The 24,195-nt window shown below is 52.3% G+C and carries 23 protein-coding genes, 1 tRNA gene and 1 pseudogene; 20 read left to right on the forward strand and 5 right to left on the reverse strand.

From position 1 onward, the window contains the following. Positions 1–121: 121 nt before the first annotated feature. From KGZ93_08360 to tusB, 4 genes are all read left to right on the forward strand, one after another. Positions 122–195, forward strand: a tRNA-Pro gene (locus KGZ93_08360). Between the two features lie 270 nt (positions 196–465). After that, the gene (tusD, locus tag KGZ93_08365) at positions 466–825 is read left to right on the forward strand and encodes a sulfurtransferase complex subunit TusD (GenBank protein ID MBS3909621.1); all 360 of its coding nucleotides are present in this window, start codon (positions 466–468) and stop codon (positions 823–825) included. A gap of 9 nt (positions 826–834) precedes the next feature. Next, entirely contained in the window at positions 835–1,212 is a 378-nt protein-coding gene (gene tusC, locus KGZ93_08370) for a sulfurtransferase complex subunit TusC (protein ID MBS3909622.1), read from the forward strand. A 44-nt stretch (positions 1,213–1,256) separates the two neighbouring features. Continuing rightward, positions 1,257–1,550 (forward strand): sulfurtransferase complex subunit TusB, encoded by a 294-nt coding sequence (tusB, locus tag KGZ93_08375; GenBank protein ID MBS3909623.1) that lies wholly within the window; start codon positions 1,257–1,259, stop codon positions 1,548–1,550. Between the two features lie 3 nt (positions 1,551–1,553). On the opposite strand, the gene KGZ93_08380 is transcribed toward tusB, so the two are convergent. Beyond that, positions 1,554–2,879: a hypothetical protein gene (locus KGZ93_08380; protein ID MBS3909624.1), complete on the reverse strand. Its 1,326-nt coding sequence runs from the start codon at positions 2,877–2,879 to the stop codon at positions 1,554–1,556. Positions 2,880–3,034: 155 nt separating this feature from the next. Next, positions 3,035–4,270, reverse strand: a pseudogene (locus KGZ93_08385) (NAD(P)/FAD-dependent oxidoreductase). Between the two features lie 905 nt (positions 4,271–5,175). On the opposite strand from KGZ93_08385, the gene KGZ93_08390 reads away from it, so the two are divergent. From KGZ93_08390 to qmoC, 6 genes are all read left to right on the forward strand, one after another. Continuing rightward, positions 5,176–5,403, forward strand: coding sequence for a sulfurtransferase TusA family protein (locus KGZ93_08390; GenBank protein MBS3909625.1), 228 nt, complete (start codon positions 5,176–5,178; stop codon positions 5,401–5,403). A gap of 701 nt (positions 5,404–6,104) precedes the next feature. Further along, positions 6,105–6,533: an adenylyl-sulfate reductase subunit beta gene (gene aprB, locus KGZ93_08395; GenBank protein MBS3909626.1), complete on the forward strand. Its 429-nt coding sequence runs from the start codon at positions 6,105–6,107 to the stop codon at positions 6,531–6,533. A 15-nt stretch (positions 6,534–6,548) separates the two neighbouring features. After that, positions 6,549–8,534 carry an adenylyl-sulfate reductase subunit alpha gene (locus tag KGZ93_08400; protein ID MBS3909627.1) on the forward strand — a complete coding sequence of 662 codons (1,986 nt, stop codon included), beginning with the start codon at positions 6,549–6,551 and terminating at the stop codon, positions 8,532–8,534. 315 nt (positions 8,535–8,849) lie between these two features. After that, positions 8,850–10,115, forward strand: a complete 1,266-nt coding sequence (locus tag KGZ93_08405; GenBank protein ID MBS3909628.1) for a CoB--CoM heterodisulfide reductase iron-sulfur subunit A family protein — start codon at positions 8,850–8,852, stop codon at positions 10,113–10,115. A 4-nt stretch (positions 10,116–10,119) separates the two neighbouring features. Continuing rightward, the gene (locus tag KGZ93_08410) at positions 10,120–12,264 is read left to right on the forward strand and encodes a hydrogenase iron-sulfur subunit (protein ID MBS3909629.1); all 2,145 of its coding nucleotides are present in this window, start codon (positions 10,120–10,122) and stop codon (positions 12,262–12,264) included. A gap of 11 nt (positions 12,265–12,275) precedes the next feature. Next, a complete protein-coding gene (qmoC, locus tag KGZ93_08415; protein ID MBS3909630.1) occupies positions 12,276–13,406 on the forward strand; it encodes a quinone-interacting membrane-bound oxidoreductase complex subunit QmoC in 1,131 nt (376 codons plus the stop codon). 135 nt (positions 13,407–13,541) lie between these two features. Here the strand turns inward: qmoC and KGZ93_08420 are convergent, their stop codons facing one another. Next, positions 13,542–15,074 carry a PAS domain S-box protein gene (locus KGZ93_08420; GenBank protein MBS3909631.1) on the reverse strand — a complete coding sequence of 511 codons (1,533 nt, stop codon included), beginning with the start codon at positions 15,072–15,074 and terminating at the stop codon, positions 13,542–13,544. A gap of 223 nt (positions 15,075–15,297) precedes the next feature. On the opposite strand from KGZ93_08420, the gene KGZ93_08425 reads away from it, so the two are divergent. From KGZ93_08425 to KGZ93_08440, 4 genes are all read left to right on the forward strand, one after another. Next, positions 15,298–15,597, forward strand: coding sequence for a hypothetical protein (locus KGZ93_08425; protein MBS3909632.1), 300 nt, complete (start codon positions 15,298–15,300; stop codon positions 15,595–15,597). Between the two features lie 30 nt (positions 15,598–15,627). Then, positions 15,628–16,188, forward strand: coding sequence for a polysaccharide deacetylase family protein (locus tag KGZ93_08430; protein ID MBS3909633.1), 561 nt, complete (start codon positions 15,628–15,630; stop codon positions 16,186–16,188). Between the two features lie 57 nt (positions 16,189–16,245). Continuing rightward, positions 16,246–16,731 carry a GNAT family N-acetyltransferase gene (locus tag KGZ93_08435; protein MBS3909634.1) on the forward strand — a complete coding sequence of 162 codons (486 nt, stop codon included), beginning with the start codon at positions 16,246–16,248 and terminating at the stop codon, positions 16,729–16,731. 96 nt (positions 16,732–16,827) lie between these two features. Continuing rightward, positions 16,828–17,418 (forward strand): NAD(P)H-dependent oxidoreductase, encoded by a 591-nt coding sequence (locus tag KGZ93_08440; GenBank protein ID MBS3909635.1) that lies wholly within the window; start codon positions 16,828–16,830, stop codon positions 17,416–17,418. Positions 17,419–17,453: 35 nt separating this feature from the next. On the opposite strand, the gene KGZ93_08445 is transcribed toward KGZ93_08440, so the two are convergent. Next, positions 17,454–17,954 carry a DUF4829 domain-containing protein gene (locus KGZ93_08445; protein ID MBS3909636.1) on the reverse strand — a complete coding sequence of 167 codons (501 nt, stop codon included), beginning with the start codon at positions 17,952–17,954 and terminating at the stop codon, positions 17,454–17,456. Between the two features lie 295 nt (positions 17,955–18,249). Continuing rightward, positions 18,250–19,470, reverse strand: a complete 1,221-nt coding sequence (sat, locus tag KGZ93_08450) for a sulfate adenylyltransferase (GenBank protein MBS3909637.1) — start codon at positions 19,468–19,470, stop codon at positions 18,250–18,252. A 1,019-nt stretch (positions 19,471–20,489) separates the two neighbouring features. Between sat and KGZ93_08455 the strand changes: the two genes are divergently transcribed. The 6 genes from KGZ93_08455 (at position 20,490) to KGZ93_08480 (ending at position 24,193) form a co-directional block, all read left to right on the forward strand. Next, the gene (locus tag KGZ93_08455; GenBank protein ID MBS3909638.1) at positions 20,490–20,660 is read left to right on the forward strand and encodes a hypothetical protein; all 171 of its coding nucleotides are present in this window, start codon (positions 20,490–20,492) and stop codon (positions 20,658–20,660) included. A 14-nt stretch (positions 20,661–20,674) separates the two neighbouring features. Beyond that, complete coding sequence (locus KGZ93_08460; GenBank protein ID MBS3909639.1) at positions 20,675–20,812, forward strand: hypothetical protein; 138 nt, start codon at positions 20,675–20,677, stop codon at positions 20,810–20,812. Positions 20,813–20,835: 23 nt separating this feature from the next. Continuing rightward, a complete protein-coding gene (locus tag KGZ93_08465; protein MBS3909640.1) occupies positions 20,836–22,062 on the forward strand; it encodes a sulfite exporter TauE/SafE family protein in 1,227 nt (408 codons plus the stop codon). Positions 22,063–22,158: 96 nt separating this feature from the next. Beyond that, a complete protein-coding gene (locus KGZ93_08470) occupies positions 22,159–22,611 on the forward strand; it encodes a universal stress protein (protein MBS3909641.1) in 453 nt (150 codons plus the stop codon). Between the two features lie 311 nt (positions 22,612–22,922). Beyond that, the gene (locus KGZ93_08475) at positions 22,923–23,693 is read left to right on the forward strand and encodes a hypothetical protein (GenBank protein MBS3909642.1); all 771 of its coding nucleotides are present in this window, start codon (positions 22,923–22,925) and stop codon (positions 23,691–23,693) included. Between the two features lie 23 nt (positions 23,694–23,716). Further along, positions 23,717–24,193 carry a Na+/H+ antiporter subunit E gene (locus tag KGZ93_08480; GenBank protein ID MBS3909643.1) on the forward strand — a complete coding sequence of 159 codons (477 nt, stop codon included), beginning with the start codon at positions 23,717–23,719 and terminating at the stop codon, positions 24,191–24,193. The last annotated feature ends 2 nt before the right edge of the window (positions 24,194–24,195 follow it).

Consider the following 24,195-nt stretch of genomic DNA (forward strand, 5'->3'; position numbering starts at 1 on the left):
GTTTAATGCGCAACTTTAAAAGTAGGCGCGGCTAATCTGACGATGTCGCGGCAGAATAATAGTGCGCGCCATGGTTTAATGCGCAACCGAGATTTGCTATAATGTTGCTGCATTACATATACGGGGCGTAGCGCAGTTTGGTAGCGCACACGGCTGGGGGTCGTGTGGTCGCAGGTTCAAATCCTGTCGCCCCGACAAAGTTTGGGCCTTGTGAAACATGCTTTCGCAGGGCCTCTTCTTTCGTGGGGTAATTTTTTGGTCTTGGCTCGCGCAGCTATAGGCCATGGTAGTATGGGTATAAATAACAGCAGAGCAGTTAAGCCCTGTATAAGCTATTGACACGATACCCTACGGGGTATATGATAAGATATCATAAGTATAGTTTTTGCGTATTCGACACCGGCTCGATAGAGGGCCAAGTCTTTGCGGCAACGTAGATTTAACCATGTGGAAGGAGCGATGAGTATGAAGTTCGGCGTTTTGGTTCAGGAGGGTCCGTATCAGCACGAGTCTTCCGACAGCGCCTATCAGTTCGTCAAAGCCGCTATGGAAAAAGGGCACGAAATCGTAGGCGTCTTCTTTTATCACGACGGAGTTATCAATGCCACGAAATTGACCGACCCCCAGCAGGATGACCGCAATGTCGTCAAAAGATGGTCCGGGCTGTCCGAAAAGGGCATCGACTTAATCGTCTGTATCGCCGCCGCGAAGCGCAGGGGTATCAACGACGACGTATTAGCCCCGGGCTTTAGGATATCGGGTCTCGGCCAATTGACGGAGATGGCTATCAATGCGGACAGGTTTGTCACATTTGGAGCTTCTTAGACAGAAAGGATGGATAACCTCTTGAGCGATATGAGAAAGATCATGATTATGATGCGTAAAGCACCATACGGGACGATATACTCATTTGAGGGCCTAGAATCGGTATTGATTATGGGCGCGTACGAGCAGGATATCACGATGATATTCATCGACGACGGCGTCTATTCGATAAAGAAGGGGATGGACACCTCAGCGGTAGGCATTAAAGATTTCTCGCCGACATTTAGGGTTCTTGAGATGTACGATATCGAGAAGCTCTATGTGGACAGGGAATCGATGGAGGCCAGGGGCTTGACGGCGGATGACTTGATTGTCGGGGCCGAAGTGGTCGACACAGAGACCATAACCAAGCTTATGGAAGAGCAAGACGTGGTATTGCCGTTTTAGTGACGGTTTTAAGTGTTAATTCTAGTCGGAGATGAGGAGGCACGATGCTTCATTTAGTAAATAGGTCGCCATATGTTTCAACCAGCCTGGACAGTTGCGTCAAATTCGCCAAGAAAGGCTCGCCGATTCTGCTCATAGAGGACGCGGTCTACGGAGCGATGGCGGGAACCGCGCTCGAGAAAAAGATGGAGTCCATCATGAAGGACTTTACTGTTTATGCTTTAAAAGAAGACCTTTTGGCGCGGGGCGTGGTTAACGTCATTGCCGGGATCAAAGAGGTAGACTACACCGGGTTTGTCGACCTTGTCGAAGAGCATAAACCGACGACCTGGACCTAGGTTTTATCGCCTTCGAAGAAGCGTGAGCACCAACTCGTCTATCTTGTCGAGGATGTCCTTGAAGGGACCACCAAAGCTCTTCGTGTTTGAAAAAAGCTTTTCCCTCAAGGCCCGTATCTCGGGGTCGTCGCTTTTTAGCGGTGTGATATATCCTTGCCCGATAGCTCTTTCTTCAAGTTCGAGCAGCTTTTTGGCGTCGTCGGCAAAGGATAAGACTCGCGGGTAGGCTTCTTCGAGCGCGCTCCCAAGATGTATATTATTCCCGGTCTCTTCCGCCACCAGCTCGGAGAGCGCTCGCAGCATGATAAAGAGCGTGCAATATTCGATGCCCCTGACACCGCGCCGCCACTGGATAATCCAAGGGTTTCTCCAAAACCACAGACCGAGCTTCTCACCGAAACCTATGAGGTCGAGCGCGGTAGCCTCTAAGGCTTGGGCCGCGGTGACGGCTTTTGTGCTATCACCGGTGACAGGGGAGGGTGCGGCTTTGGCTTGGCCGCTCGGCGCGTGCTTTTTCGACAGCGGGCTTTTGCCTGCCCCGAGATATGAGAGCATGTTAAGGAGGACGGCGTGCCCCAGGCTGTCGCCGGGTGTCTCGAAGTGGAGGTAGGATAAGAGCACTCTGCCGTCACCGTAGGTCGTCTCGATAACCGCCGGTTCGCCTTGGATGCGCGCCGGGTTCAAGTTGGTTCGGTACTCACGTTCATGTTTATCCCAGTCGACCGAAGGCTCGACCATCAGGTCGGCTACGTATGAGCCGGCTTGCGCGCCCCCATAGCGCGCGAGGGTTTTGACGCGGGCGGTTTCCTCAACTGAGAACATGCCGGGCCACCAGGCGTAAAAAGAGCTTCCTTCAGCTATGCCGTCCCATATCGGGTGGTCTGACGCAAGCTCCCTAAGCTCGATTTTACCGCTAAAGCTCGGTACGCGCGCGTCCGTCGGTTTTCTGCCGACCGGCGCGAGCGCCAGCCCGTTCTCATGCGCGAGCGCCAGCCCGGCGCCGCCGCAAAAACCGAGATAGGAACCGCCGTTACCGACAAAGCTGCGAATGCGCTCAACACCGTTTGCCTGAAGCGCTTTGATTTTATTGCTCGCCCAACCACCGGGAACGAATAGTATTTCATAGGAGTCGAGCGCGCCGTCCCTGATATCGGCGGCGGCCACAAGGTCGAAATCGGCGCCGGCCGCGCTCAACGTCTCGTAGGCGATAAGTCCCCAAAGAAACGATTCATCCCAGAAGAGTGCTGTCTTCGCGCTCGACTTCGCGTTTGTTTCCGCAATGCTATCGGCGATCGTCTTTGCTCTGTCGCTTGGTGCGGAGTCTGTCAACGGTCTTCTCCGGGTCCACGATTATCGGCGATAACGCCCATCATCAGTATCATCATCGGCTTGCCCTCTGATTATAAAAGATAAGGCCGCTCTCGCGGCCCTTATCTTAATGTTTTAACGCTAACGCGACGAATAAGTTTGCCGCAATCGAATTACTATTCGTGATCGATGTCCTTGCCGCAGAACGGCATCGACGACTCGCCCATGTGGCGTCCTGGGAGAAGAGCCGCCCAATAGAGATAGCTAAACGCCTTCTTGCCATACCAGTTCGCCCTGGTGTCTTTGAGTAGCGACATCGGACCCCACGCGTATGGGAATTTGCCGTGTTGCGGCTCGACTTTGTAGTTGAAGTCGATTAGTACGGAGCTTCCAGCCCCGGTAACTATAAATCAGGTCGCATGGCCGTCGAACATCGGCATCGCCTCACCCCCGCAAATCTCGCTGAGGATGTTGTAAAGGACGACTTCCACCTCGTAGTGGACGACCGAGCCCGCTTTCGAAGTCGGGACGTTGGTGGCGTCACCTAAAACATAGACGTTGTCGTGCTTCTTCGCTTTCAGGGTGTGGTGGTCGGTCGGGACATAACCCATGCCGTCGTCGATACCGGAGTCGCTGATGGCTTTGTCTCCGATTGTAGTTGGAATCGAGACGAGCAGGTCATAATTGATGCGCTCGCTCGCCTGCAAGTTCTCTATCCACTTCTCGTCGCCGTTCGCCAAGCCGAGGCCGAAGTTAGCCGTGATATTGATATTCTTCTCCTCGGCTATCTTTGTCAGTACCTTGGTCGCTTTAGGCTTGGTAAACGCGCCCGGGCCCGGCGTTACAAAATGGATGTCGACTTTGTCGCGCATCTTTCTAGTCTTAAAATACCAGTCGGCCAGGAACGCGAACTCAAGAGGCGCCACCGGGCACTTGATGGGGAGAGACGAGATGTCGACAACGAGCTTGCCGCCTTGGAACTCCTTGAGCGCTCTGCCAAGCTGTATCGAGCTATCTAAGTCATAGAAGGTAAAGACGTCGTTGCCCATCGCTTCGGCGAGGCCGTCATCTTGAGTCGGATCCGGGCTGCAACCCGTGCTGATGACCATAAAATCATATTCGAAGTTTGTGCCGCTCTTCGTAGAGACCTTTTTGTTCTCGGTATCAATATTAGTAATCTCATCCATTACGAAATTGATACCGGGTTTGATGTACTTGTTTCTCGGCTTAACGATCTTTTTCGGGTCGTCGAGGCCGAACGGGATCAACAGCATGCTCGGCTGATAGATGTGCCGGTTATCTCTGTCGATAACGGTGATGTTCCAATTCTCCGTTGAGAGTTCATGTCTGAGTTTGTTGGCGATCATCGTTCCGCCGTTGCCGCCTCCAAGAATCAGAATGTTTTTTGCCATCTTACATCTCCTTCTGCTTAATAAAGGGCATATGAGACCCGCGTCTCACTTACGCTACCGCTCCTTAAAAGACCGAACTATGCGATTTGTCTAGCAAGCACAGGCTAATAAGGTTCTTTCCGCGGAAAACCCCGCCACCTCCGTTCGCTTAGTTTGAAACCTAAACCGGCTAGGCGCCCGAGGACAAAAGTCATCACACGCCGACATCGAATACCTGAGCAAGTCCGCCGTATTTATTAATTACCCCATTTGCATCCATCAAATTCCAATACAATATTTATGTTAAAGAAGCGATCATTTCCTAAGTTTCGGATTTGACGTAATGCCGATTTAGATAACGATCGATTCGAATGTCGTGTCGTCCGTGCTTGATACAAAATCGAGCCGTGCTCGTTGAAGCGACGGTACCGACGTTGCCGCGAAAACCGGTTTAACATATTCGTGTAAAGCGGGCATGCGCACAACTTCTATTATAGCATAGAGCGTAATATGCGCTCTATGCTATAGTGCGCTCATGCGTTGCGAAAACATTAAGTGTAAAGTGCGCTGACCGTTGCAGCAACTCAAAATCAAGAATGAAGCCGTAGCGAAATCGAGTATTTAACAGTTTGTAACAATTGCAACACGATGTTAGCAGTTAGCTCAATCTTTGTCAAGGCTGGATTGCAGGTAAAGTGTTGTGAAACCCGGTTTGACGGCTTTTCAATGAGCGAAACCCGAGGGGCGATTATCAGCGCCAAGTATGTCGGCTCGACGGCAAAGAGCTTAAGCGCGGCGGTTGAAATTATCGCCGAATTTTGTTATTAACCATAGAGAGAGTTCTTTATATGATGATAAGATATAAGCGGAGTGTCGTTCTCAGGCTCGATTTCAAGGATACCCGTTCAAAAGGAGGGATATTTAGTATGCAAGCAGATGAAGTTTTAAATGCTCAAGGTGACGTTTGCCCAATGCCGATTTTGAAAACAAAAAAGGCTATGGATAAACTATCTACAGGCCAGGTGCTGCTTTTGCAGAGCACCGACCCCGGTTCACATCAGGATTTGGTCTCATGGTGCGAGCGCACAGGAAACAAGCTTGTCAAGCATGAAGAAAAAGACGGTGTTTATAGCTATTGGGTCGAGAAGAAATAGCCTATAGCGCGCGAGCGCCGGTCCCGCCGGCAAATTCAGCGCAACCGTCCGCGCATCGGGTGGGCTCCGAAGCCTAGGCGCGGCCTTCGAATTGGAAGTATGCCTTCCAGGGTTCGACCAGGTCTAGGCTTCGGAGCCTAGACCCAACTCGGTTGAATCCCCGTCGTAGATGATAATCCTCGACGGGGATTATCATCTACGTGCGCGGCGGGGAATCAGCTTTAAGTCTGCTATGTGAACCGGGATGAGTTTCGCGCTTAAACGAGGAAAATTTGTTTGATAGGCTCTTGACAAAGAAAAGGGTAATTGCTATCATCCATGTAACAATTGGTACATGAGTCGCGTGACCATTGGAATTTCTTTCCCGAATTTCTTTTTTTGTATTAATCGAATGATTAAGAATGACCGCGGGCCACTATTGTTTTGGCTACAGTTGTTTATATGCTTACAGTCCTCGATGCACTCACAACCGAAGACACTCGACGGTAATTTAGCTCGATGAGGCAATCCAAGCTCAATGAGCTTAACATACGCAAAGTGGATTGCATAATTGCATTAGCTTGTCTATATTGGCACGAAAGGGGGTCTGTTAACAGGCCGAGAAGCGGTTATGGAGGCATTCTCCATGTACAACGGCTAGCGCTTATGATAGCGCACTGTAAGGCTAGATTTAAACTCATAACATTGTAGGGAGGTAATGTATGCCCAGTTTCGTAATCAAAGAAAAATGTGACGGCTGCAAGGGGCAAGATAAAACAGCGTGCATGTATATTTGCCCGCACGACCTTATGACACTCGACAAAGACGGGTCGGAAACCGGTACTGAGATGAAGGCTTATAACCAAGAGCCGGAGCAGTGCTGGGAGTGCTATAACTGCGTTAAGATTTGTCCGCAGCAAGCAATCGAGGTTAGGGCCTATGCTGACTTTGCCCCGTTGGGTGCGAGCGTTATCCCGATGAGGGGTACCGACTCCATCATGTGGACGGTAAAGTTCAGAAACGGCGTTCTCAAGAGGTTCAAATTCCCTATCAGGTTGGTTCCGGAAGGTTCCGTAGACCCGTATGCGGGGACACCGGAGCCTAATTTTGATGATATCAAAAAACCAGGGTTCTTTAACTATCCACTATAAGGGAGGAGGGATAACATGGAGAAAGAAGTAAATAATTTTCAATTTGTAGAGAAACCGGAAGTCGTGGAAATAGAGACCGATCTTCTATTTATCGGCGGCGGTATGGCCGGCGCGGGCGCCGCTTTCGAGGCATGTCGCTGGGCAAACGCAAAAGGTCTGAAAGTCGTTATGCTCGACAAGGCGGCCGTTGACAGAAGCGGTGCCGTCGCGCAGGGTCTCTCGGCCATCAACACCTACATCGGCGAGAACGATGTTCAGGATTATGTCCGCTACGTAAGGGCCGACCTGATGGGTATCACCAGGGAGGACTTGGTTTGGGACCTCGGCAGGGTCATCGACAACTCCGTACATCTCTTCGAAGAATGGGGTCTCCCGATTTGGAAGAGAGCCGACGACGGCTCGTCGATGGACGGTTTCCAGGCTCGCGATGCCGGCAAAGCTCTGTTGAAAGACGGCGGCGCGCCGGTTCGTTCCGGTAAGTGGCAAATCATGATCAACGGTGAGTCCTACAAGGCCATCGTCGGTGAGGTTGCCAAATTAGCTCTCGAGTCCAACAGGCAAGCAACCGGTATGGACCAGAACCTCTATGAGAGGGTCTTCACCACCAGGCTCCTTCTCGACGCCAACGTCCCGAACCGTGTCGCCGGCGCAATCGGCTTCAGCGTACGGGAGAACAAGGTCTATGTCGTTAAGGCAAACGCTACTCTTAACGGAGCGGGCGGCGCTGTAAACATCTTTAGGCCGAGGTCGGTCGGCGAGGGCATGGGCCGCGCATGGTTCCCGGTATGGAACTCGGGCTCCGGTTACGCTATGGGTATCCAGGCCGGCGCCGAGCTTACCCTCATGGAGAACCGCTTCGTCCCGATGCGGTTTAAAGACGGTTATGGCCCGGTCGGCGCATGGTTCCTCTTCTTCAAAGCCACCGCGACAAACGCGCTCGGCGAGGATTACTGCGTGAAATATGCGGATCACCTCAAAGAGATGTATGCACCGTACGATAGCCCGATGACCACCAACCTCAGAAACCATGCCGCTATGCTGGACATGAAGGCCGGTAACGGTCCGATCTGGATGCACACCGACAAAGCGCTCCAAGAGATGGCTAAGACGATGGATGCCAAGAAGCTCAAGCACCTCGAAGCAGAGGCGTGGGAAGACTTCCTTGACATGACCATTCCGCAAGCTGGTCTCTGGGCGGCAAACAACATCGAGCCGGACAAAGTACCGTCCGAGCTAATGCCGTCCGAGCCGTATCTCCTCGGCTCGCACGCCGGTTGCGCCGGTTTCTGGTGCAGCGGTCCCGGCGATATCCCGGGCGCACCCGCCGATTGGTCATGGGGCTACAACAGGATGTCGACGGTCGACGGTCTCTTTATGGCGGGCGACGTCGTTGGCGCGTCGGGTCACAAGTTCTCCTCAGGCTCACACGCCGAGGGCCGTATCGCCGCTAAGTCGATGGTATCATGGTGCCTCGATCACGCCGACTACAAACCGGCGGTCAAGGAGAGCATAGATGACCTCGTAGCCGAGATTTATCTGCCGATGGAGATCTACGGTAAGTACAAACAATACACGACATCACCGGATAACGTCGATGTAAACCCGAACTACATCAAACCGAGGATGTTACAGTTCAGGCTCATGAAAATCATGGACGAGTATGTGGGTGGCGTTTCAACCTGGTATGTGACGAGCAAGACGATGCTCGATGAAGGCCTCGCAAGGCTCGCGCTCCTCAAAGAGGACTCCGCGAGGATGGCCGCAAAAGACCTCCACGAACTTCTGCGCTGCTGGGAGAATTATCACCGGATTTGGGCCGCGGAAGCTCACGCGCGCCACATCCTGTTCAGGGAAGAGACAAGGTACCCGGGTTACTACTATAGGGGCGACTTCCCGAAGATCAACGATACGGATTGGAAATGCTTCAACAACTCGAAGTTCGACCCGAACACAGGCGACTGGGTCAACTTCAAGAAAGATTACGTCAAGTTGGTTGACTAGTAGAAGAAACTCATCTCCAGGCGCCCTTGCGGCGCCTGGAGAGTTTTTGTGTTTTGCGATTCAAAATTTATCAGTTGAACCGGAGTTATTCCTTAAGCTTAAAATTTTGATGGCCGCGTTTTTAGTGTATAATTTGCATAACCAAGGGCCGGCCCGGCATGGAAGCGGGAGCCGCAACACTCTCTTAAATTCCTCGAAGGTTTTGGCCCGGCGGTGAAGCCGGGGCAAGCTTCACATAGATTGTGTATTGTGACGATTAGATACTGGTTGTTGTGATACTTACCTTGAGAAAAATCACAACCGGGAGGAACACAAATGTCAGAAGAGAAAAATTTAGGAAGCATTCTAGTTGTTGGAGGGGGAATAAGCGGCCTGACGACCGCCATCGAAGCCGCCGAGGTAGGATACGACGTATACCTGGTTGAAAAGAACCCATATTTGGGCGGCAGGGTCGCTCAGCTCAACAAGTATTTCCCAAAACTATGTCCGCCGGCGTGCGGCCTTGAGATCAACTTCCAAAGAATCAGGAAGAACCCCAAAGTGAAATATTTGACGATGGCCGAGGTGGAGAGCATCTCCGGTCAGCCAGGCGATTACGATGTGACCGTCAAGGTCAAAGCGCGCAAGGTGAACGAAAATTGTACGGCGTGTAACGCTTGTGTCGAGGCTTGTCCCGTCGATAGACTTAACGACTTCAACTTCGGTATGGACTCGACGAAGGCCGTTTACTTGCCGCATCAAATGGCATTTCCGATGAGGTACGTTATCGATGAAAAAGCCTGCAAAGGGTCTTCGTGCGCGAAGTGTGTCGAGGCTTGCAAGTACGATGCCATCGATTTGGAGATGGGGGCCGATACCGTTAACTTCAGAGTAGGTTCGGTGGTATGGGCGACCGGTTGGCAGCCGTACGAGGCATCACAGATAGAGACACTCGGCTCCGGCAAGGTGCCGAACGTCGTCACCAATATGATGATGGAGAGGCTGGCGGCCGGCAACGGCCCGACCGGTGGTCAAATCCAAAGGCCGTCAGACGGGAAAGTCCCCGAGACCATCGCGTTCGTACAGTGCGCGGGCTCAAGAGACGAGAATCATCTGGCATATTGCTCGTATATTTGCTGCATGGCTTCGCTGAAGCAGGCGACCTATATACTCGAGCGGAACCCCAAAGCCAAAGTTTACATATACTATATCGACCTCCGGACCCCCGGCAGGTACGAGAAGTTCTTAAAGAATATCGAGGCCAACGAGAACGTGGTCATGATAAAAGGAAAAGTCGCCAATATCACGGCGGACCCGGAATCGGGCGACCCGGTGGTCGTGGCGGAAGACATTCTCGGCGGCGGCCTGATAAGGCAGAGAGTCGATATGGTCGTACTCGCTACCGGCATGCAGCCTTCGACCGCCGAGAAGAAGGCGCCGCTTGATTTCAAATATGACGAGCATGGGCTAATCCTAGAAGATCCACAGGCAGTCGGGGTTTACGTTACCGGGTGCGCCAAAAATCCGGTAGATGTTACCTCGGGCGTAAAGGATGCTACCGGAGCGGCATTGAAGGCCATTCAAACTATGGTGAGGAGGTAGCGCTGTGGAGAAGAAACTAGGAATATATATCTGCACAGGCTGTAGTATAGGGGACGCCCTCGATATCGAGAAACTGACGGCTCTTGCGGGGACGCAGGGCGCCGCCGTCGTCAAGACAGACGAGTTTCTTTGCGGGGACGAAGGCGCCAAGGTAATAGAGAATGACATCTCGGGAGAGGGCGTAAACACGGTCGTTATCGCGGCGTGTTCGCAACGTGTCAACTTCGATGTCTTCAACTTCCCCGATACGATAATCGAACGTGTTAATTTGCGCGAGCATGTCGCGTGGTCGCATACGCCAAACGACGAAGATACCCAGATGCTCGCCGAGGACTACCTGAGAATGGGGGTAGCCAAAGCGAAAAGAATGGAGCTTCCCGAGCCGCATATCGAAGAGGACATCTCGAGGACGGTTCTCGTCATCGGCGGCGGTATCTCGGGCTTGACGGCCGCGTTAGAGGTCGCCAAGACCGGCTACGACGCGGTCTTAGTCGAGAAAGAAGCGGAACTCGGCGGCTTCATGAATAAGATGCATAAAGTCGTCCCGAGAAGGTATCCGTTCGCCAAGCTCGAGGCCCCGAGCATCGGCGCGGTTATAGGTGAGGTTACGGGCGACCCGAATATCAAAGTATACACTTCGTCGCAGGTCGAGAAGGTAGAGGGGCAGCCCGGTAAGTTCAAAGTCACAATCGCTTCGCCGCAAGGCGCGGTCGAGACGCCGGCCGGCGCGGTCATCATGGCGAGCGGCTGGAGGCCGTATGACGCGAACAAGCTCGACAATTACGGCTTCGGGCAGTTCCCGAACGTTATAACGAACGTAATGATGGAAGAGATGGCCAAGAACGGCCCGATAACTCGCCCGTCGGACGGCGCGCCCGCGAAAAGTGTCGCTTTCATACAGTGCGCGGGCCAGAGGGACGAAGAACACCTGCCATATTGTTCATCGGTATGCTGCTTGGGTTCGTTGAAGCAAGCGACTTATGTTCGCGAGAAAGACGCGAACGCGAAAGCATATATATTTTATAAAGACATGAGGACACCCGGCCAGTACGAACTCTTCTATAAGAGCGCGCAGGACGACGAGGGCATCTTCATGACAAAGGGTAATGTCACCAGCGTAGGCGAGGGCGACGGCAACAGCCTCGTCGTCGAAGTCGAAGAGACCTTGCTCGGCGAGCCGGTCAAGGTCGGCGTCGATTTGCTCGTGCTGGCTACCGGTATGGTTCCGACCACCGTCGACGACCCGGTTCTGAACCTGGCTTACAGACAAGGCCCGGGCCTTCCCGACCTCGAACTCTACAACGGGTTCGCCGATTCGAATTTCATCTGTTTCCCGTATGAGAGCAGAAGAACCGGCGTCTTCCCGACCGGTGGAGTTAAGATGCCGCTGAGCGGGGCAGAGAGCATCGAAGATGCGACCGGTGCGGCGCTCAAAGCTATCCAGGTCATCGAATCGGTAGCGGTCGGCAAGGCCGTTCACCCGAGGTCCGGCGACTCGACATATCCGGAGTTCTTCCTCCAAAGGTGCACGCAGTGTAAGCGTTGCACGGAGGAGTGCCCGTTCGGCACGCTCGATGAGGACGAGAAGGGCACGCCGCTGCCGAATCCGAACCGCTGCAGGCGATGCGCAATCTGCCTAGGCGCTTGTCCGGAGAGGATCATCAACTTCAAGAACTACAGTATCGATATCTTAGCCTCGGCCATTAAGGCGATCCATGTCCCGGAAGAAGAAGAAAACAAGCCGCGCGTAATAGCGTTTGTCTGCGAAAACGACGCGTATCCGGCCTTCGACATGGCCGGCATCAACCGTCTGCAGTATAATCCAAACGTCAGGATGATACCGGTACGCTGCTTGGGCTCGGTGAACACGGTTTGGATCGCCGACTCGTTGTCGGCCGGCATCGACGGCATCATGATGATCGGATGCAAATACGGCGATGATTACCAGTGCCACTTCGCGAAAGGTAGCGAGCTTGCCAATTACAGGATGGAGAAAGTCCAGGAGACGCTCAACAGGCTGGTGCTGGAATCTGACCGAGTCAAGATTCTACAGCTCGCCATAGACGACTACGATAAGCTCCCGAGCATTATCGATGAGTATATGGAACAACTTGATGGGTTTGGACCCAATCCCTACAAGGGCTTTTAGGGGGTATGAAGATGTCGGAACACCATATTGTCGAACCTGATTTGAAATTCATAAAGGACATGAAGAAGGCCGGCGGCGATTCTATGAAGAAGTGCTTCCAGTGTGCGACATGCTCTGTTGTATGCAACTTGACGCCCGACGACAGTCCTTTCCCGAGAAAAGAGATGATTTGGGCGCAGTGGGGTCAGAAAGAGAGGCTTTTGAGCGACCCGGATGTGTGGCTCTGCCATCAGTGCAATGACTGCACGGCGAAATGCCCCCGGGGAGCTAAGCCGGGCGATGTATTGGGCGCGGTAAGGAACATGTCGTTTCAGCACTTCGCGTTCCCGAGCTTTATGGGCACGATGCTCAGCAGGCCTGCGTATCTGCCGATAATCTTGACGGTGCCGGCTATAATCCTTTGGATTCTCGCGGGCATGTTCGGAAGTTGGGAATATCCGGAGGGGCCGATAATCTATGCGAATTTCTACCCGGAACTTCTCGTGGACGGCGCCTTTATGACCTTCGCGTTTCTCGCGGTCATTTCACTGGGTATCGGGTTAAACCGGTTCTGGAAGAGTATGGTTCACTATCACGGCGAAGCCGGCCTCATGGGCGCGCCGGTGCCGAACCTGCTCGCCGCGCTGCCGACGATATTCGCGCACAGACGGTTCAAGGAATGTGATGAGAGCAAAGACCGCTACTGGGGCCACATGGGCGTCTTCTACGGCTTTATCGGCCTCTTCATCACGACTATGATCGTTGCCGGTGCGTACTGGACCGGTCTCGGGCATACTCCGTATCCGATGAGCCATCCGCTCAAGTGGTTGGCGAACGCCAGTGCGGCGATTCTCGTGGTCGGCGCCATTATAATCACGGTAAGGCGTATAGCCTACACCAAGAGCGTATCGAGCTACTATGACTGGGCGCTTATCGTGCTCGTTCTTGGCCTCGGTGTGACCGGCTGGGCGACGCAGTTCGTGCGCTTGGCGGAGATGAAGGGCATCGCGTATCAAGTCTACTTCGTACACCTGCTCTTCGTCGCCTACCTCTTCTTGTATGCGCCGTATTCAAAGATGGCGCACCTCGCGTACAGGACCGTAGGCATGACGTTTGCGCGCCAAGCCCAAAGGGACCTCGTGGCGAAAGAGGATATCGCGTAGGGTGGTAGTATGGTCGTGTCGCGGCGCGAAGTGTCGCGTCGAATAAAATAAAGTACCCTGAAGGCGGGCGGTATGCCCGCCTTCAGGGCGCTCAGCCTATCGCTATGCGGTATTTCTTAATCAAGCGCTCTGATATTATGTTAGTTTCCGTTCCGAGATATCTTCGACGACGGCTATATAGTAGCGCGGCTCACCGTCGTCGTTTCTGACAACGGATGCGCTCAGATTGACCCACGCGATAGAGCCGTCTTTTTTGATATAGCGCTTTTCCATGGAGTAGGTCTCTATTTCTCCCGCACGCAGCGCTCGTAGTTGTCGCAGGTCATTCTCTAAGTCGTCGGGGTGCGTGATATCCTGGAATCTTAAGTTGGTAAGCTCTTCTTTTGGATAGCCGACGATATCGCAGTATATCTTATTGAGTCTGATGAACCTGCCTTCCAGGTCGACATGGGCGATGCCTACGGCGGCCAGCTCGAAGGTCGTTCGGAAGCGCTCCTCGCTCTCCTTTAGCTCTTCTTCGACTCGTTTTCGATTCGTGATATCGGTGGCGATACCGCAGAGCGCATAGACGTCGCCGTTAACGTCTCTCAAGGGGAACTTTACCGTAAGATAAGTATGGACGCCGTCATCATGGAGTGCCGTCTCCTCGAACTCCTGTAATTGTCCCGTCTCGAATATCTCCCGGTCGTTCGCCGCGAATCTCTCCGCGATGTCCGGCTCGAACAAATCGAAGTCGGTCTTGCCGAGAAGTTCTTCTTTGCCTACTTTAAAGACCTTCTCGAATTCATGGTTAACCAGGACGAAGCGCCCCTGAGTGTCTTTGACGAATATAATCGATGACGTGCTGTAGATGATGCCGTGGAGTAGCTGCTGGTTTTCCCGTAATTCCTGAGCTATTCGTTTTTGTTCGGTTATGTCTGAAAAAAAGACGGATAGGCCGTTTTTATATGGATATGCATCGACCTTCAGCCAAATCTCCAGGCGCGGATAGTATGCCTCGAACGAGACCGGCATGTTCTCCAACTTAGCCCGCTTGTACTCCCTGGAAAAAGTCGAGTCGACCTCTTCGGGGAACTCGGTCCAAATGTTGCGGAAGAGAAGCTCCTCTTTCCTTCGTCGCAGAAGCTTCTCCGCTCTCTGGTTGAGGTATGTAAAGCGCCAACTGTTGTCGAGCGCGTAAAAAGCGTCGCTGATGCTGTTGAGGATATCGATGACTTGTTTACGCGATTCCCGGACATCCTCCGCGCTCTGTTTGCGCAGGGTGATATCTTGAAAGATGCCGACCGCACCGAGGATGGCGCCATCCTCGGCCCTTATCGGAGCCGTGTTCATCAGTAGGTCGCGTCGCTCGCCATCGGGCCAAACCAGGGTGAGTTCGATACTCGTGAGTGTTTCTCCTTTGAGCGCCGAGCGTCTCAACGGGAGGTTTTCCGGATTATATGGTTTATCATCCGAATCCACAACCGTCAACGAGGTAAGCCCTTTAAAAGCGCTCCGGCGTGAGACAGGGTGGCTATAGAGTTCATCGGCAGCCCCGTTCGTCAGCACGACATCGCCCTTGCTGTCGGCGACGACGATACCTTCCGGCGCACTATCGATTATTGCCCGAAGCATGGCTATATCGCTCTCGAAATCGGCGAATCCTTTTTTGCGGTCGTTGTTGTCCAAGGCGGGCTCCTGTGGTAAGTTTCTTATATGATTTATTACCCAAATAGGGAGCGTGTCGAACCCAACCGTAACATGATAAGCGAGCGTGAGCTTAACGGCTTTCTAATGGCTGCTCCCGATTTGCCGACCGCAAACAGCCGGGGGCTACATGGGTCTCGTTAGGCTTTGCTTCAACCTGCCTTTTGGTTATTATTAGTATACCGCTTACAAAGGAGACAATATCTTGAACAAAAGGCCATTCATATTCTTGCTGTCCGTTATGCTAGCCGCAGGTTGTCTTGTCGGCTTCGGCGTTATTTACAAGCTCTCAGGACGCGACTTCGTCCCGCAGCAACCCCCGCCGACCGTTCGCGAGGCTGAAATATTGCGTGTTACCCGGGAGATGTCGCCGCCGGTCGTTGAGCGCGAAAGCGAGTCTGTGGCTGAACAAGAGGAGCCGGCTACTACTGTTGCTGAGACGGCGGTCGCAGGGGAAGTGACTCTGCCGCCGGTCTTGCCAGGGCTTATCGAGAACGGCTCGTGAGAGGCGTCGCAGGTGGCGCTCACCTTTGATTTGTGCGAAGGAGAAAGGGATAGCGCTGGTTTCGATGAGAAGATTGTGCGCATTCTACAAGCAAGGGACGTTAAGGCTACTTTCTTTATGGGCGGCAAGTGGGCCGAGACGCACCCCGATGCGGCGCGAATGCTCGGCTCTGAAGGGTTGTTCGAGATGGCCAACCATTCGTACTCGCATAATCTCTTCACGGATATTTCGAGCGATGAGATGAAAAGCCAGGTCTTGAAAGCACAAGACAGTATTCGTCGGAATACAGGTGTAACTCCGAGATATTTCAGATATCCCGCGGGCGCCTATAATGGGGCTGCGCTACAAGTGGTCGCCGGCTGCGGGCTTGTGCCTATTCAGTGGGATGTGGTCACCGGCGACCCCGACCCAAATGTGAAAGCGACGGCGATAATTCGCGTCGTGAAGGAGCGGGCGCGCAACGGCTCAATCGTTATCATGCACGCGAACGGGCGCGGTTGGCACACAGCCGAAGCCCTGCCGGCCATAATCGACGAGCTGCGCGCGAAGGGTCTTGCGCTGGTGACGGTTTCGGAGTTGTTGGGGGAGTAGTGCGGCATCGCGAAGCGAATAACTAAACTCGGCTGATGTATGGAAGGAGCGGCGAAGATGATAAGAGAGTGCACCGAGCGGGACTTCGAGGGCATATATTCTATTATCAACGAAGCGGCGCAGGTGTATGAGGGCGTTATTCCGGCGGATAGATTCAAAAAGCCATACATGTCGAGAGAAGAGCTTCGACACGAAATCGATAAGGGCGTCTCGTTCTGGGGCTTTGAAGAGAATGGCGAGCTTGCCGGTATTATGGGCATCCAACCTGTGCGCGACGTCACGCTGATACGCCATGCCTATGTCCGTCCGGATATGCAAAGAAAGGGCATCGGGGCGATGCTGCTGTCACATCTTAGGGGCCTTACCGCAACGCCTATCCTCATCGGCACGTGGGCCGACGCTTTCTGGGCGATACGGTTCTACGAGGGCCACGGCTTCAGGAAAGTTGACGTTGAGGAGAAAAACAGGTTACTAAAGACCTATTGGTCGATTCCTGAGCGCCAGGTTGAGACATCGGTCGTCTTGGCCGGCTACGAGCGCTAACGCAAGTGATGTATCATCATGAAGGGTTGAAACGCGCGGAAGGTTTCGCTAACGGTCTCGATGACGCAAGCCAAATGATCTAGCACAGGAGTAGACATGAACATATCGGTAATACTTGCCCATCCGTCAAAAGACAGCTTCAACCATGCGATTGCGCATATTGTCGACGAGACGCTTCGGGCTAATGGGCATGCGGTGCGTCTGCGCGATCTCTACGCTGAAGGCTTCGACCCTGTATTGCCCGCTGAAGAGATAATAAAAGGCGCGAAGCTCGACGTCGTTGTCAGCGCGCATTGCGAGGAAATCGCGACAGCGGATGGGATAGTCATTATCCACCCCAACTGGTGGGGACAACCCCCGGCGATTCTTAAAGGCTGGGTCGACCGTGTCATCCGCCCTGGTATCGCATATGGGTTCGAAGAAGGGGATGGCGGTGAGGGTGTGCCCGTCGGGCTGCTCAAGGCGCAGAGCGCGCTTGTCTTTAACACCTCCAACACACCGCCGCGGAGAGAACTAGAAGCCTTTGGTGACCCGCTGGAGACATTGTGGAAGAACTGCATCTTCAGTCTTTGCGGCGTTAACGAATTCTATAGGAAGATGTATGCTGTAGTCGTGACAAGCACACCCGAAGAGCGGCAAGCCTGGCTCGAGGATGTTAGGGTGACAATCGACCACTTCTATCCGTAAGTCCCGCGTTGCTTATCTATGCCATTGTCTGTTCATCAAGGACCGCTCCCGATGCCGATTATTCTCCAGGGCGATTCTTTTGTCTCTTTTGCGACATAGACGAACATCGACTCTTGACCGCTTGGCGAAACACCGCCGCCCATCTGCCAGGCGCTATACTCGACATAGTATAGCCGTTCGTCGTAATTAGTACTGTACATGCCTTTGAGCCGCAGTCGTGCTCCTTTGCTGATTTTGACGTCGCCTAGCCAGACGGTATATATGGGGCTGATGCCTGCGAGTTCGCGGCGGTAATCATCCGAGAGGCATCGATTCGCGCCGGCGGTATCGGTCAGGGCTAATCTCTTGTAATAGGCTAATACCAGTTGCCGGGGCCCTAAAGCATCGATATCGGGCATCGGCTTGATAAAGCCCAAGAATACGCCTCGTATTCCAGAGAAGCCGGCAATTATGAATATGGCCGCAAAGACGCCTACCAGTATTTTCTTATACGGCATTCGCAACTTCAAGGTTAGCTGCTTTCCATGGGTTCGCATCGCATAGATCCTAAATGCCCGTGGTCACTACAATAATCCTATTAGTAAATGATAGCAGAGGAGTGGAGTGCTGAATAGCAGGAATCGGGCATTGAATAGACACAAGAAAGCGCATAATAATCGGCCCAGAGGGAGGCTCGCTCGCAATATCACACCGCAGAAAAAACCACGCCCCGTGATGAGGCGTGGTTTTTGTGCTAGTGCGCCCGGCATGGGCGATAGCCTGGCGGTGAAAGTCCGCTATATGCTTGGCGATAGGCTTACACCATAAACCCCGGGCACCTTACCGGGCGGCCTACTTCTCGCCTTCGGAGTATTTGTGAAGCTTGACTTCGACTTTCTCCTCGAGGCCCTCATAGTACTCTCTCAATATCTCGAGTACCTCCGGGCGGCTGAAGTGGTCCGGCACCTCTTCGTTCTGGGAGAGCATGCTTCTTAGCTTAGTACCGCTCAGTAGCATCCGGTCTTCTTTGCCGTGCGGGCAGGTTCTCATCGAGGCCATGCCGTCGCACTTGGTGCAGTAGAAGGTCCAGTCGATTTTGAGCGGCTGGGTAAGGAGCGCGCCCTTCGGAATCTCGTCGAAGATGTGGTGCGCGTCGAACGGGCCGTAGTACTCGCCGACGCCCGCGTGGTCGCGGCCGACGAGGAGGTGGCTGCAGCCGTAGTTCTGCCTGAAGGTCGCGTGCAGGAGCGCTTCGCGCGGACCGGCATAGCGCATCTCCATCGGATAACCCGCTTGGATGACGGTGTTGTTTACAAAATAAAGCTCCACGAGTTTGTCGATTGCTTTAACCCTGACCTCGGCCGGGATATCGCCGGCTTTAAGCTTGCCGACGAGTTGGTGGATGAGAACGCCATCGGTTACCTCGACGGCGATTTTCGCGAGATACTCGTGCGAGCGGTGCATCGGGTTTCTGAGCTGCAGTGCCGCAACGGTGCTCCAGCCCCTCTCCTCGAACGCCGCACGGGTCTCGGCCGGGCGCATGTAGACGCCTTCGAACATCTTAGGGAAGTAGCTTTCGCTAAATACTCTCACGTTACCGGCGATGTTTACATCGCCTTGCGCCATGACCTTTTGGACACCCGGGTGGCCCTCCATGTCATCGGTTCTAAATACCTGCTTGCACTCATGGACCTTGTCGATCTCATAGGTCTCGGACACCGTCAAGCTGCCCATCAGCTCGCCGCTATCGGTATCGATGAGCGCCACCTCTTGGCCTTCTTTGAGACCCGCAGCTTGCTCTTTCGACGTGGACAATGTGATCGGTATCGGCCAGAAGACTCCGTCGGACATCGTGTACTCGTCTACGACACCCTGCCAATCGGCTTTGTTCATGAAGCCGTCGAGCGGGGTAAACGCACCGATACCCATCATGATAAGGTCGCCGGTCTCGCGCGAGGTCATCATTACCTTCTCGAGAGTTTTGGCCTTTTCCATCTCTTGCTGCAGCTCGGCGCCGCTGAGCAGTAGCGGTTTTAAATCACCGCCACCATGTGGGGGAACTAATCCTGCCATTTTACCTCCTTATACTGGTAGACGCTATTGATATTGGATGTTCGACACAATCTAAATTCAAGGCTGCGAGCTTTTTTTGTGGTTCCTTCTCTAAGGTTGGAAATACCCAAAAAAGCGGATTGCCGCCTGAAAAACCGAAAATTAACAAAAGACACCCCAGGCAATATGTATGCCCGAAGTAGATAAAGCTTGAACCTGCTGCGTTTAATCCGAAGTATTTGCGCGCCCATGGTGGACGACCTCCGGTAATGTGACCGCTACGAGTATGTAACAATTGTTCCAATTAGCGTATCATTTAGGATTTTCTTTGTCAAGCTCATAGCAAAGATATATTGCCCGAGGGCAAGGGGGAGAGCCAATCGAATTAAGGGAACCGCGACCTGTTTCAACATCCGGTCTTATTCGGTCTCGCACCAACAAGCATTCGGACATTGGGTGTCAGAGACCGGGGTATGGTTGAAAGACCAGTTCGAGTAATGGATGCACAGATGGGCCTACAAAAGAGGGATTAGAGCGATAACGCTTGGTTGCTGAGAGAAAACACTCTAAAGAAACTAGCGAAATTACGTATTTTGGTGTTGACGATAACACTTATAGTGATATAATGCAGTTTATACAGTTGGTACAAGCGCACAAACCGCAACGGCATGTATTGCTGAAGCGTAAAACTATTAATTACATTCCTGGCGTGATGGATGAGTTCATGCGCTAGATCGGGAAGCCTGCTTTTTTAGGTATTTGCGCTCAAATAAGCGTAAAGGCCAAGTCATGCCCTGGACATTTATGCCCCGGACAGCTTTTGAAAAGGCCCTTGAGGCTCTTATATCACTTTAAGCTTTACCTATTGATTCGCTTTAAGTTTCGTGATTGTTCGCGATTAATGATGTTTTAGGATTACTAGAACCTATCTCACAAATGCCATTTCGGCCCGACCGAAACCGTGTTACCCGGAAGTTTGTTTATCGCGGCGTATTTCTGAGACGAGTTCTATTCAAGAACAGGGGGAAGGGGGTGCGACGATGGACGGCATTAATAATTGGCTTGTGGAACTGAACAAAAACAGTCCCATATGGTTTGGAGTGGTCACAGTTTTAACTATGTCGGGGATGGGTGTAATTATCGCCACTATCATAGAGGTTTTATTCAAATTATTGGGTGTAAAGGGTGAAAGAATAGAGATCCATCACTAGTTCGAGGAGGGGCCATGGAGGTCGTAGTTTTGAAATTAGTTCCAGTTGTGATCACAGCCCTAGGGCTTATCGCCTTCATGGCGATTGCATTAATTGTAGGCAATGTTTCAGGTAGGTTGTTGAGAAAAATTCTGGGCATAGGAGGCAAATAGAAATGGAGATATTTTCAGCTCAGATATATCTGCCTATATCGGGTGTAGAAATCGCGATCTGGAAACTCATACTCCTCGGTTTTACGGTGGGGGTGATTGGAGGCTTCTTCGGTGTTGGCGGCGCTTTTATGGTTACGCCGGCGCTGAATGTATTCGGATTTCCAATGGCGTACGCGATTGGGACCGATATGGCTCATATAGCGGGCAAATCAATTGTAGCGACCGCAAAACACAGAAAATTCGGCAATGTGGATATGAGATTAGGCGTATTAATGATAATCGGAACGGCGATAGGCATAGAGGGCGGCGCTATGACTATCATGTGGCTAGAGAAGTTGGGACAGGTAGATTTTATAGTAAGAATAACATATATGGTTCTGCTATTCGGTCTCAGTAGCTTTATGCTTTATGAGTATCGTAAGCTTACAAGAGGGTCAACGCCGGAGAAGGCAAAGGCCGTAGCGGATGCGGGAGCCTCAGGGCTTGCGTTAAAGATGCAGAAATTAAGAATACCGCCGATGATAAATCTTAAGGTCTCAGGATTCCAAATGTCTTTATGGGTGATTATCATAGTTTCAGCATTTACCGGTTTTCTTGCGGGGTTCTTAGGGGTCGGCGGCGGATTCATAAGGATGCCCGCTCTTATGTATGTTATCGGTTGCCCGACAAGAGTAGCGGTCGGTACAGACCTCTTCGAAATCGTCGTTACCGGAGCTTATGGCGCATTCAGCTATGCGATGAAGGGAAGGGTCGAGCTTGTAGCGGCAGCAGTAATGCTCATCGGAGCAGCGGTTGGCGCTCAGTTTGGGACACTTGCAACTCAATATGTGAAGGGTCTGAAAATACGGCTCTATTTTGCGGTCACAATGGCGCTTGCGGGCTTGTCCGTTGTCTTTAAGCACATCGCCGGCACTTACAAGGCAGTTTATAGCTCAAGCCTTAATGCCTGGGTAGAATCGAACCCGAAGTTTATTGAATGGGTAAAAGCGGGAGGTTCATCAGCAGATTCCATTAAGCCCCAAATCGCGGAGTGGATACAGATGAATAAAGATGCGGTTAAAGGCTGGATGGCTCAGCAGTCAGACGTGGTTCAGCAGGCCAAGGCAATGGAAACAATGTGGACCGATTATTCAGGCTATCTTATGATCGGCGCCGCGACTGCTCTGAGCGCTCTTATTATTATAAGAATGCTCCAAGGCATAAAGCTTGAGAAAAAGCTTTTGGCGGAAAATGTGGGGAAGCAACCGTAGGCGTTATCAGATAAAACATAGTAAGGAAACCTGGAGTGTATAGGATATGGATGAGATTGTGTTCCGCGGACTTAAGGCCCTGAAAAGGAGAGTTCGATGAAAAAAATACTTGTTGGCATAGATGGCTCGCAAGCATCTATGAATGCCCTTAAATATGCCGTAAAAATGGCCAAGCTTATGGGCGCGCAGATTACGGGAATCAGTGTAATCAATGAGCCTTCGTACAGGGAATATTATAGAGATATCTCGAGTAAGCTAAAGGCTGAAGCAGAGGCTGTGCTGAACAAAGCGATATCGGAGGTTAGCGACGAAGGAATTACGATAACGACTGAGGTCGATATCGGGTCTCCTGATGACGTCCTTGCCGAAGTGGCAAATAATGACAAGGATGTCGTCATGATAGTGGTGGGCGCAAGCGGAAGGGGAAGAGGATCCAGGATTTTTGTGGGAAGCATAACGCATGCGCTTGTGAATCATGTGGCCGCGGGACTTCAATGCCCGGTTGTCGTAGTTCCGGGAAGTTCTGAGGAATTTCTAAAGTTGATGTAACTACAGCTAAATTTTTTGAAAAAAGTTGATTTAAGAATATGCATGCCTGGACCGGGGGACGAACTGTTAAACCTCCGGTCCAGGCATGCATCGCTGATGTTCTGTAAACCGCTAAAAATGTTCTTCTGTAAACTCCTCGATGCGCTGGTCTGTCAAGGCGAAATACATATTGCCTCATCTAAAAATGTACCTCAAGAGGTGGCACGAAAGCTCCGGCTACAGGGGCGGCGGAGATATGCGCCGCGCAATGTTTCGAGCGCGAAAGTGCGATGGCAGCTTGGGGTTGCTTCGGCGGAGAGTGCGGAGAAGTTATGGTCAGGCAAAGGATCGAGCGCTATAATGTTGAAAAAGATAGGTATGGAAGGGAGATTATGGGCACGGTTGATGTGTTGCGGTCGTATTTTAAAAATGTCGTGGACGAAACGACGTATATCGATGGGACGAGCGAGGCTTTGGGCAAGCTGGGATTTACCGCCGACAACAGCATAGCATGCGTCGGCGTCTGCCGGGACGAGATATCGCAGCCGCTGGTCGAAGCGGTCCGGCGAAATTGGGGTCTCACGTTCAACCTTTCGAGCCTGGCGGCTATGTTTTTCGCGGGAAAGACCGGCTTGACGGCGGCGATGCACCACGCGCCCAATCTGGACGGAAGAGAGCGCTATGTCTTCTATAGCTTTCCGCATATAGCAATCGATGACGACGGATGTATCGGTGTCTGCGTGCGGGATGGGAGATATGGCGGCTCGAGCGCCTGCGGGGCTCTAGGTATTTTCCAAAAGATGGTCGCTGAAGGCACAGTCGATGAGACGATTTACATGGACGACCCGGAAATCAGCTTAATTAAGGCGCGCCTCACCAAGGAGATACCGGCGGGCGAAACGCCGGATCTGCTTCGAGTTACGAGAATCGCGCAGCGCGCGACCCAGGCCGACCTCGAGGCAGCGCTTGACGCTCTGGTCGACCGGGAGAAGAGCGACTACGCGGTTATTACCGGCATCCAGGTTCATGGTTCGGATGGTAATTATATTGCCCCGATAGAGGCTTATGCTTACGTAGACGCCATAAAGCACGAGATAGCATAGCTTTTTGGATAATGGAAGGATTCATGAGCTTCTTATTGACCGCTGTAGTCATGTTCATATTTTGGATGCTTCTTTCAGGGGAGTTCAGTTTTATACTGATTTTGTCCGGTGTTATATCGAGCCTGCTGGTCTCGTATTTATCACACGATCTTTTGGTCGGAAACGCGGATATTAAGCTTAGCGCGCTTAGGATCTATAGGTTTGTTAAGTATTTGCCGTGGCTCATGTGGCAAATTGTGCTTGCGAACTTCGATCTAGCATACCGTACTCTTCATCCCAGGATGCCGATTGACCCAGGCATAATCACGTTCAAAAATGAGTTTAAGACAGAATTGGGAATGGTAACGCTCGCCAATTCTATAACTTTGACACCGGGCACAGTCACTATCGAAGTCAACAAGAACGAATTTATTATTCATGCCATTGCAAAAGGCCCCGCGGAAAGCTTGATGGCCGGAGAGATGGAGCAGCGAGTAAAGAATATAGAAGGTTGTGGTTGAAG

This window comes from Actinomycetota bacterium (assembly GCA_018333515.1).
In the GTDB taxonomy this organism is placed as follows: Bacteria; Actinomycetota; Aquicultoria; order Aquicultorales; family Aquicultoraceae; genus Aquicultor.

Bases quoted from the DNA above. Each gene is read 5' to 3' on its own strand.
- tusD (MBS3909621.1), top strand. From the start codon at position 466: ATGAAGTTCGGCGTTTTGGTTCAGGAGGGTCCGTATCAGCACGAGTCT.
- tusC (MBS3909622.1), top strand. From the start codon at position 835: ATGGATAACCTCTTGAGCGATATGAGAAAGATCATGATTATGATGCGT.
- tusB (MBS3909623.1), top strand. From the start codon at position 1,257: ATGCTTCATTTAGTAAATAGGTCGCCATATGTTTCAACCAGCCTGGAC.
- KGZ93_08390 (MBS3909625.1), top strand. From the start codon at position 5,176: ATGCAAGCAGATGAAGTTTTAAATGCTCAAGGTGACGTTTGCCCAATG.
- aprB (MBS3909626.1), top strand. From the start codon at position 6,105: ATGCCCAGTTTCGTAATCAAAGAAAAATGTGACGGCTGCAAGGGGCAA.
- KGZ93_08400 (MBS3909627.1), top strand. From the start codon at position 6,549: ATGGAGAAAGAAGTAAATAATTTTCAATTTGTAGAGAAACCGGAAGTC.
- KGZ93_08405 (MBS3909628.1), top strand. From the start codon at position 8,850: ATGTCAGAAGAGAAAAATTTAGGAAGCATTCTAGTTGTTGGAGGGGGA.
- qmoC (MBS3909630.1), top strand. From the start codon at position 12,276: ATGTCGGAACACCATATTGTCGAACCTGATTTGAAATTCATAAAGGAC.
- KGZ93_08435 (MBS3909634.1), top strand. From the start codon at position 16,246: ATGATAAGAGAGTGCACCGAGCGGGACTTCGAGGGCATATATTCTATT.
- KGZ93_08440 (MBS3909635.1), top strand. From the start codon at position 16,828: ATGAACATATCGGTAATACTTGCCCATCCGTCAAAAGACAGCTTCAAC.
- KGZ93_08445 (MBS3909636.1), bottom strand. From the start codon at position 17,954: ATGCGAACCCATGGAAAGCAGCTAACCTTGAAGTTGCGAATGCCGTAT.
- sat (MBS3909637.1), bottom strand. From the start codon at position 19,470: ATGGCAGGATTAGTTCCCCCACATGGTGGCGGTGATTTAAAACCGCTA.
- KGZ93_08455 (MBS3909638.1), top strand. From the start codon at position 20,490: ATGGACGGCATTAATAATTGGCTTGTGGAACTGAACAAAAACAGTCCC.
- KGZ93_08460 (MBS3909639.1), top strand. From the start codon at position 20,675: ATGGAGGTCGTAGTTTTGAAATTAGTTCCAGTTGTGATCACAGCCCTA.
- KGZ93_08470 (MBS3909641.1), top strand. From the start codon at position 22,159: ATGAAAAAAATACTTGTTGGCATAGATGGCTCGCAAGCATCTATGAAT.
- KGZ93_08475 (MBS3909642.1), top strand. From the start codon at position 22,923: ATGGTCAGGCAAAGGATCGAGCGCTATAATGTTGAAAAAGATAGGTAT.
- KGZ93_08480 (MBS3909643.1), top strand. From the start codon at position 23,717: ATGAGCTTCTTATTGACCGCTGTAGTCATGTTCATATTTTGGATGCTT.